The sequence below is a fragment of the Nocardioides sp. genome (assembly GCF_025965415.1).
GTDB lineage: Bacteria > Actinomycetota > Actinomycetes > Propionibacteriales > Nocardioidaceae > Nocardioides.
The window spans coordinates 56,600-63,763 of record NZ_JAOPWY010000017.1; the positions used below are offsets into that span (position 1 = coordinate 56,600).

A 7,164-nucleotide genomic window follows, 5' to 3' on the forward strand; every position below is an offset into this window, starting at 1 on the left:
GGTGCAGGGGCTGGGAAGGGGCCTGTACCCGACGCCCCTCCTCCGCCATGCGCCGATCCCACCACCGTTTTCGCGCATGTTTCCCTCCCCGGTGGGCACCGGCCGCCGCCGCCTCTCTGTTGGTGTTGCGCGAAGGCGATTCTTCTCGTGCGCGCACGCGAGCGGCCCGCCCCCGGTTCGGGGACGGGCCGCTCACCGTTCGGTCTCAACCCTGGGCCGAGGACCTGACCTCGTCGGCTCCGGACTGGCCTTCGGACCTGAGGCGCTCGGCACTCTCGGTCGCGGTGTCCTTGACCTCGGTCGCGGCGTCGGTGGCGGCGTCCTTCACGTGGTCCGCCACCTCCTGGGCAAGCGCCTTCGCCTGGTCCACGGCCGGCTGGCCGTGCTCCCTGGCGGCGTCCACCACGTGTCCGGCAGCCACGGCTTCCTTCTCCGATGCGGGGATCAGCGCCGAGATGATGACGCCGGCGCCGAAGGCGATGAGGCCCGCCGCCAACGGTGCCCCCTGCACCTTGTCGTGCGCCGCGCTGACGGTGTCCTGCGCCGTGCCCTTGACCGAGTCGACGGCGCCCGGGGCGGAGCCGGTGGAACCGATCGTGCTCGAGGTCGACGACCCCAGCCCGTGCGCAGTGCCCATCACCTGGTCACGCACACCACGCACGCGACCCCTCACGGCCTCCTTGCGTCGCTCGACGATGGCCGAGGGGCTCACCCGGTCCTGCAGGGCGTCCACATTGGCCGTCATCGACTGACGGGTCTGCTCGATGTCGCTGTTCAGGTCTTCTGTGCTCTGGCCCATGCCGCGTCCTCCTTGAGTGTCTGCTGCGTCTTCGGCAGCTGGGGGTTCGAGTTCTTCAGCTCCGAGCGACCGCGCGACGCCAGCACGGCGCCGATGACGGCCCAGAGCACGGTGGTGATGAGGAACGCCAGCTCGATCGGCATCCAGTTGTCGAGCAGGAAGCTGAGGGCGAACGACGCCAGGATCAGCGTGATCAGCCCGGCGACGGCAGCACCGCCGAGCATGCCAGCGCCCTTGCCGGCCCTGACCGCCTCCTGTTTCAGCTCCGTGCGTGCGAGCTCGAGCTCCTGCTTGACCAGCGTCGTGAGGTCGTGGCTGAGGTCGCCGACGATCTCACCCAGGCTGCGGTCGTCACTCGCGCCGGCGGGGGGCGGGCCGTCCGACCGCGTCGCTGGCTGGGCCGGCGGCGTACCGAGGACCGGGTCCACCTCCGCAGGCCCCGTCACGGCGCGTCCTGGGTCCGCTGACCGGTGGGGTCGGATGCTCCCGCTCCGGTCGTGCTGGTGTCCGCACCCGTGACGGGATCCGGTGAGTCGGCCAGGCTCCCGGCGCCTGCCGGGCCGGTCCCGTACCCGGTGCCCGTGTGGGCGTCGAGGCTGGGTGTCGGTGCGGTGAAGCCGGCCGTCGGGTCGACACCGCCGAGGTCCGCGCCGATCATCGTGCCGGTCCCGGCAGTGGTTCCTGCGCCGGCTCCCTCGCCGGCCCCAGCGCTGGGAGAAGCACCGGCGGTGCCCGACCCGGTGGTGCCTGCCAGCGACGCCATGGCGGCGCCGTCGGCCGTGGCCCGGAACAGGCGACCCGCCACCACCCCCGCGGCGAGGGCACCGAGCAGGAAGGTGCCGGGCCGTCGACGCGCGAAGTCGCGGGCCTCGTCGAGCAGCTGGCCGGGGTCGCGACCGTCGAGGTGGTCGCCGAGCGCGCGCACGCGGTCGGACACCTCTCGTGCCACGTCGCTGGCCATGCCGTGACCGGGTCCCTGCTCGACCATCTGCTCGAGGTCGTCGCCGAAGGTGCGGAGGGTCTGCGACAGGTGGTCGCGCTGGGTCGTGGCCTGGTCGCTCAGCTGGGAGGCGACCTGCTGCCTTGCCTCCCCCATCACGTTGCGCGCCTGCTCCGCAGCCGTGCCGGCGACGTTGAGCGCCTCGTCCCTGGCCGTGCCGGCCAGGTGCTGGCCCTCCTCGGCCGCCGTGGCCGCAGCTGCCTTGGCCTTGTCCTTCGCGCTGGGGTCGACACCCGGGGTGCCGGGCGGCGCGGAGCTGTCTGGGTCGTTGTCGTACGTCGTCATGCGTCCTCCTCGTTTCGGTGGTGCGTGCTGCCTGCGTCTGGGTCGGGATCCGGGTCGCTGGCCGGCTCGGAGTCCGGGTGCAGCTGCTCGGTGTCCGGCTCCTCTCCGTCCCAGGTGGGCGGATCGGCGTCCTGGTCGTGGGTGTGCGTGTCTTCCTCCATGAGCCTCCGTACCCCGCGATCTCGAACGGCATGACGCTCCCCCACCCCGATGGGGGCGTACGCGCCGAAGACCCTCCGAACACGCATGACCGGCGCTGGTGCGGGGCACAGGGACCGAATGGCGACCCCCGGCACGCTGCGGAGCTTCGACGTGCAGCCGACTCGAGATCGCCGTCCACACCTGCCTCGAAGCCGGGTGCACCCCACGACACCAGCCGGAGACCTCATGCCCCGACGCGACCACACCATCCGACTGACCCTCGTCCGCCACGGCCAGTCCGAGGGCAACGTCGCTGCCGATGCGGCTCAGCGCGACGACCTGGAGCGCATCGACGTCCCTGCACGCGACCCCGACGTGGCCCTGTCCGCAACCGGACGGGACCAGGCTGCGGCCGTGGGCCGCTGGCTGGGCGCACTGGATGAGGATGACCGACCCCAGGTCGTGTGGACCAGTCCCTATCGTCGAGCGCGCGAGACCGCCGAGGTCGCCCTCGAGGTCGCCGGGATCGAGATCGACCGACGCGTGGACGAGCGACTGCGCGACCGCGACATGGGGATCACCGACATGCTCACGTCAGCGGGCATTCGCGCAGCGTTCCCCGAGGAGGCCGAGCGACGTGACTGGCTCGGGAAGTTCTACTACCGGCCTCCCGGTGGAGAGTCGTGGGCCGACGTGGCCATGCGGGTCCGCGCGGTGCTGACCGATCTCGCCAACACCGAGAAGCACCAGCGAGTTCTGGTGACCGGGCACGACGTCGTGCTGCTGCTCTTCTGCTACGTGGCTGAGGGGCTGGACGAGGAGCAGGTCCTGGCCCGCGCGCGGGACAACGCGCTCCGCAACGCCGCCATCTGCCGCCTCCAGACCAACCCGGACTCCGCCACCGGGTGGGACGTGACCGACTACAACGTCGACGAGCACCTTCGCGAGGAGGACGTGGAGATCACCGACGAGACGGGCGCCGACGCGCCGGTGGGGGACGAAGATGCCTGAGTCCGACGACGCCGTGACCACCGGTGGCGACCTGGGCTCGCCGCGCCCGGTCACTCCGGACCTCCTACGATCGTGGGCACTGCCCGAACCCGCCGGCACCAAGTACGCGCGCGGACAGGTGCTCGTCGTCGGAGGCTCCTGCACGACGCCGGGAGCGGTCATGCTCGCCGGTGTGTCGGCGCTCCGCATGGGTGCCGGACGGCTGAGCGTGGCAACGGCGGCGGGTGTCGCGACACAGCTGGCCGTGGCCCTCCCGGAGTGCGGCACCGTGCCCCTCCCCCAGGACGCTCAGGGCAGCATCACGGGTCAGCGGCTCGACGAGCTGCTCGGTGACGAGGTCGCTCGTGCGAATGCCGTCCTGGTGGGCCCGGGCCTCATGGGTGGCTCCGGGACGGTGCGACTGGTGAGCGGGATCGCCGGCATGCTGTCGGAGGACCTCCCCGTCGTGCTGGACGCGGCAGCCGTCACGACGTTGCCCGACGTCGACCGCGCGTCAGTGGAGGCGCTGCGCGGACGTCTTGTCCTCACCCCCAACGCTCACGAGCTCGCGCGCCTGCTCGACGTGGACGAGGTGGGCGAGGACGCCCTTGCCGCAGCCACGCTCAGGATCGCCGGAGAGCTGGACGCGGTCGTGGCGTGTGGCCCGTGGGTCGGCGCCGACGGTGGATTGTGGAGGATCGCGACGGGCGACACCGGCCTGGGCACGTCCGGCAGTGGGGACGTGCTCTCGGGAGCGATCCTCGGGCTGGTCGGCCGCGGGGCCAGCCCCCTGCAGGCGACGGTCTGGGCCAAGCACGTCCATGCGGCGGCCGGCGACGTTCTTGCGGCCCGATGGGGTCGCGTCGGCTACCTCGCCTCCGAGATCGAGCCCGAGCTCCCTCTCGTGATGCGATCGCTCGGCGGGGACTGACGCAGCACGAAAGCCCATCCCCAGGCTGGGACGGCGCCAGGCGCTGCGCACGGGCGATGTCTCTGAAGTCCGCTCACGGAGCATCCACGCGGATGTTCATCGCGTCGGTCTCGTCGTCCCACGAGAGCTCGAGGCGCCAGCAGCCGGGCGTGGGCAGGTCCAGGTACGACGGACCGGGCGACGGAAGCTCGACCACCGTGGGAGTGGCACCCGGGGCCGGCCGCGCCGTGATGGTGAGGGGTCCGAACCCGGCCCTGGCGACCCACAGCACCTTGTTCGCGTGGTCTGCCGACTCGGGTGCGGTGAGCGGCTCGCCGAACACGATCGCCACGATGCGGCCCTCGTCGCCGAGCACGTGGGGCATCGTGGGTCGGGGATCGGAGAATCCTGATCTCGCCCAGGGCGGCAGGACACCGACGGGAGTGCTGGCCGGGCAGGAGTACGACCCTGGCGCACGTCCGCTGGAGGCAGGCCCTGCCGGAGGGTCCGGGTGACGTACGACGACGGCCCCCCAGGCCACGCCGAAGACGGCTCCCACCGCCGCGACCGTGACCAGGACCGTGCTCCGTCGACGACGGCGGCCCACCCGTCCGCGGACGGTGCCGAGGAGGTCCGGGTCGTGCGGGGCGCGGTCGGCCAACGTGCTCAGGCCCTCGCTCAAACGGGCTTGCAACGCGACATCGTCGTGCTGGTCGCTCATCAGGTTTCTCCTGCCTCTTGCTCGGACCTCAGGTACGTCCTCAGCCCGTCCAGTCCCCTGCTGCAGTGGGAGCGGACCGTCGACGTCGAGCAACCCAGGACCTTCGCGATCGCCATGTCGTCGTACCCCTCGAAGTGGCGCAGCACGAGCACCGCCCGCTGCTGGGGCGTCAGCCTGGCCAGTGCCCGCGAGAGCTCGTCCCGGACGACGACGCGATGCGCCGGGTCGTGTGCCGGGTCGGAGCCGCGGTCAGGCACGTCGGCGACCGGGCGCTCGGAGCTGCTGCGCCGTCGCGTCCCGTCCAGGAAGGTCGTGGTCACGATGCGACGCACGTAGAGATCGGGCTGGTCGGCACGCTCGACCCACCTCCAATGCGTGTACGCCTTCACCAACGCGGTCTGCACGAGGTCCTCCGAGGCTTGGGCGTCGCCCGTCAGGACGTACGCGTAGCGCTCGAGCGCACGGCCCCGAGCCGCCACGTAGTCCTCGAACTTCACGGTCCCTCGATCCGCAGTAGAACCCTCTGTCCCTCAAGACGAGTCTCGACCCCGGATTGTTGAGAGGCGAGGGCCTCGGGCTGTCGGCACCGGCGACGACCCCTACTTGACCTCCGAGCGCAGGAGGGTCCACATGCCCGCGGCGAGCGGGAGGACCAGCCACAGACCGCTGGAGGCAGCGAGCTGGAACCACTGCTCCGGGTCGAACGACCCCCGCAGCAGGGCTGCGAGCTGGAGGTCCAGGTCGACCCAGGGCTGCACGTCGTGGAACCAGTCCTGCGTCATGGCGAGCAGTCCCAGCAGCGGCGGGACCACGAACGAGAAGACGAAGAACGCGACGACGGCCCCCGCCGAGTTGCGGACGAGCGTCCCGCACACGAGGCCCATGGCCAAGGACAGCGCCAGGGACAGCAACAGGTAGGGCACCGCGACCAGCGACTGGTCCCAGACCGCGTCGTGGCCGGAGATCCACGACGCCACCACGTTGCCGCCGGCGCCGACGAGGAGGGCCAGGGCTGTCGCGGGGAGCGCCACCGAGACGAGGGCCACGGCCTTGCCCAGCATGATGCGACCTCGGTGCGGGACGACGGTGAACGTCGTCAGCCCGCTGCGCTGCGTCCACTCGGAGGTGACGGCGAGCGCGGCGATGATCGGCAGGATCACGGACATCGGAAAGGCGATGGCCGTGGTGAAGGTGCTGGAGGTGAAGTCGTCGTCCGGCGAGAAGGCGATGACGGCACCGGTCGTGAGGAGCGCGAGGAAGCCGACGCTGATCAGCAGCCAGAGGCCGGCGCGGGTGTCGAAGGACTTGCGCAGCTCGACGGCGACGATCCGCCGCAGCGGGATGCGGGCAGGACCCGGGCCCGGAGACATGGCTCCCGGGTCGGTGACCGCCGCCGTGGTGCTCAGGGTCTGGGTGCTCATGCTGATGCTCCTTCTCGTTGGGTGTCTGCGGTGAGCTCGAGGAACATCTCCTCGAGACCGGCGGTCTCGGCAGGGCGCAGCTCGATGAGCGGGACGCGGGCGTCCGACGCCAGCTGCCCGACGAGCTCGGGTTCGGCATCCACCCGCACCACGCCCGGCGACGTGACGCTCGACGTGAGGCCGGCCGCCCCCAGGACGACCTGGAGATCGGCAGGACGGCGGGTCCGGAGGTGGGTGCCCGCGCTGGCGAGCAGCTCGGCCTTCGTGCCATGGGCCACGATGCGTCCGTTGCCGATGACGACGATGTCGTCGGCGACCACCTCGATGTCGTGCAGGAGGTGGGACGAGAGGAGGACCGTGGCGCCCCGGTCGGCGTACCCGCGGAGGAGGTCGCGCATCCACCGGATGCCGGCGGGGTCGAGGCCGTTGGCCGGCTCGTCGAGGATGAGGACTCCCGGGTCGCCCAGGAGGGCATGGGCGATGCCGAGCCGCTGGCGCATCCCGAGCGAGTAGTCACGGACCCGACGCCCGGCCTCGGCGGGGGTCAGGCTGACCAGGTCGAGCATCTCGTCGACCCGGCTGCGCGGGAGCCCCATCATCTGCTGGCTCAGCCGCAGGATCTCCCGGCCCGTCCGGCCGGCGTGCTGCGCCGAGGCATCGAGGAGCACCCCGACCTCCAGACCCGGGTTGGGCAGGTCGGCGAAGCGGCGGCCGGCGACGTGCGCGTCGCCCCGGGTCGGGGGCGTGAGGCCGGTGACGATGCGCAGGGTGGTGGACTTGCCCGCGCCGTTGGGGCCGAGGAAGCCGGTGACCCGACCGGCCGAGGCGGTGAAGCTGACGTCGTCGACAGCGGTGAAGCCACCGTAGGTCTTGGTGACGGATTCGACGGTGATCATC

10 protein-coding genes are annotated in these 7,164 nt (G+C 71.6%); 2 read left to right on the plus strand and 8 right to left on the minus strand.

Annotated features, from left to right (window positions below; genetic code table 11):
• Nucleotides 1-205: 205 nt before the first annotated feature.
• Genes JWN97_RS02030 through JWN97_RS02045 form a run of 4 tightly spaced genes read right to left on the minus strand, consistent with a single transcriptional unit; the run spans nucleotide 206 to nucleotide 2,245 of the window.
• Nucleotides 206-799 carry a DUF3618 domain-containing protein gene (locus tag JWN97_RS02030; protein ID WP_297617386.1) on the minus strand — a complete coding sequence of 198 codons (594 nt, stop codon included), beginning with the start codon at nucleotides 797-799 and terminating at the stop codon, nucleotides 206-208.
• Nucleotides 775-1,245, minus strand: a complete 471-nt coding sequence (locus tag JWN97_RS02035) for a phage holin family protein (protein ID WP_297617389.1) — start codon at nucleotides 1,243-1,245, stop codon at nucleotides 775-777. The genes JWN97_RS02030 and JWN97_RS02035 overlap by 25 nt, the downstream gene beginning before the upstream one ends.
• Nucleotides 1,242-2,084, minus strand: a complete 843-nt coding sequence (locus JWN97_RS02040) for a hypothetical protein (protein ID WP_297617392.1) — start codon at nucleotides 2,082-2,084, stop codon at nucleotides 1,242-1,244. Before JWN97_RS02040 ends, JWN97_RS02035 begins: the two co-directional genes overlap by 4 nt.
• Nucleotides 2,081-2,245, minus strand: a complete 165-nt coding sequence (locus JWN97_RS02045) for a hypothetical protein (RefSeq protein WP_297617395.1) — start codon at nucleotides 2,243-2,245, stop codon at nucleotides 2,081-2,083. The genes JWN97_RS02040 and JWN97_RS02045 overlap by 4 nt, the downstream gene beginning before the upstream one ends.
• 226 nt (nucleotides 2,246-2,471) lie before the next feature.
• On the opposite strand from JWN97_RS02045, the gene JWN97_RS02050 reads away from it, so the two are divergent.
• Nucleotides 2,472-3,236, plus strand: coding sequence for a histidine phosphatase family protein (locus JWN97_RS02050; RefSeq protein ID WP_297617398.1), 765 nt, complete (start codon nucleotides 2,472-2,474; stop codon nucleotides 3,234-3,236).
• Nucleotides 3,229-4,146, plus strand: a complete 918-nt coding sequence (locus tag JWN97_RS02055; RefSeq protein WP_297617401.1) for an NAD(P)H-hydrate dehydratase — start codon at nucleotides 3,229-3,231, stop codon at nucleotides 4,144-4,146. The genes JWN97_RS02050 and JWN97_RS02055 overlap by 8 nt, the downstream gene beginning before the upstream one ends.
• 73 nt (nucleotides 4,147-4,219) lie before the next feature.
• Here the strand turns inward: JWN97_RS02055 and JWN97_RS02060 are convergent, their stop codons facing one another.
• The 4 genes from JWN97_RS02060 to JWN97_RS02075 form a co-directional block, all read right to left on the minus strand.
• Nucleotides 4,220-4,846 carry a hypothetical protein gene (locus JWN97_RS02060; RefSeq protein ID WP_297617404.1) on the minus strand — a complete coding sequence of 209 codons (627 nt, stop codon included), beginning with the start codon at nucleotides 4,844-4,846 and terminating at the stop codon, nucleotides 4,220-4,222.
• On the minus strand, nucleotides 4,846-5,343 hold the full coding sequence (locus JWN97_RS02065; RefSeq protein ID WP_297617407.1) for a SigE family RNA polymerase sigma factor: 498 nt from the start codon (nucleotides 5,341-5,343) through the stop codon (nucleotides 4,846-4,848). The genes JWN97_RS02060 and JWN97_RS02065 overlap by 1 nt, the downstream gene beginning before the upstream one ends.
• A gap of 102 nt (nucleotides 5,344-5,445) precedes the next feature.
• On the minus strand, nucleotides 5,446-6,267 hold the full coding sequence (locus JWN97_RS02070) for an ABC transporter permease subunit (protein WP_297617410.1): 822 nt from the start codon (nucleotides 6,265-6,267) through the stop codon (nucleotides 5,446-5,448).
• Nucleotides 6,264-7,164, minus strand: a 901-nt coding sequence (locus tag JWN97_RS02075; protein WP_297617413.1) for an ATP-binding cassette domain-containing protein, incomplete at its 5' end; no start/stop codon positions are given. The genes JWN97_RS02070 and JWN97_RS02075, both read right to left, overlap by 4 nt.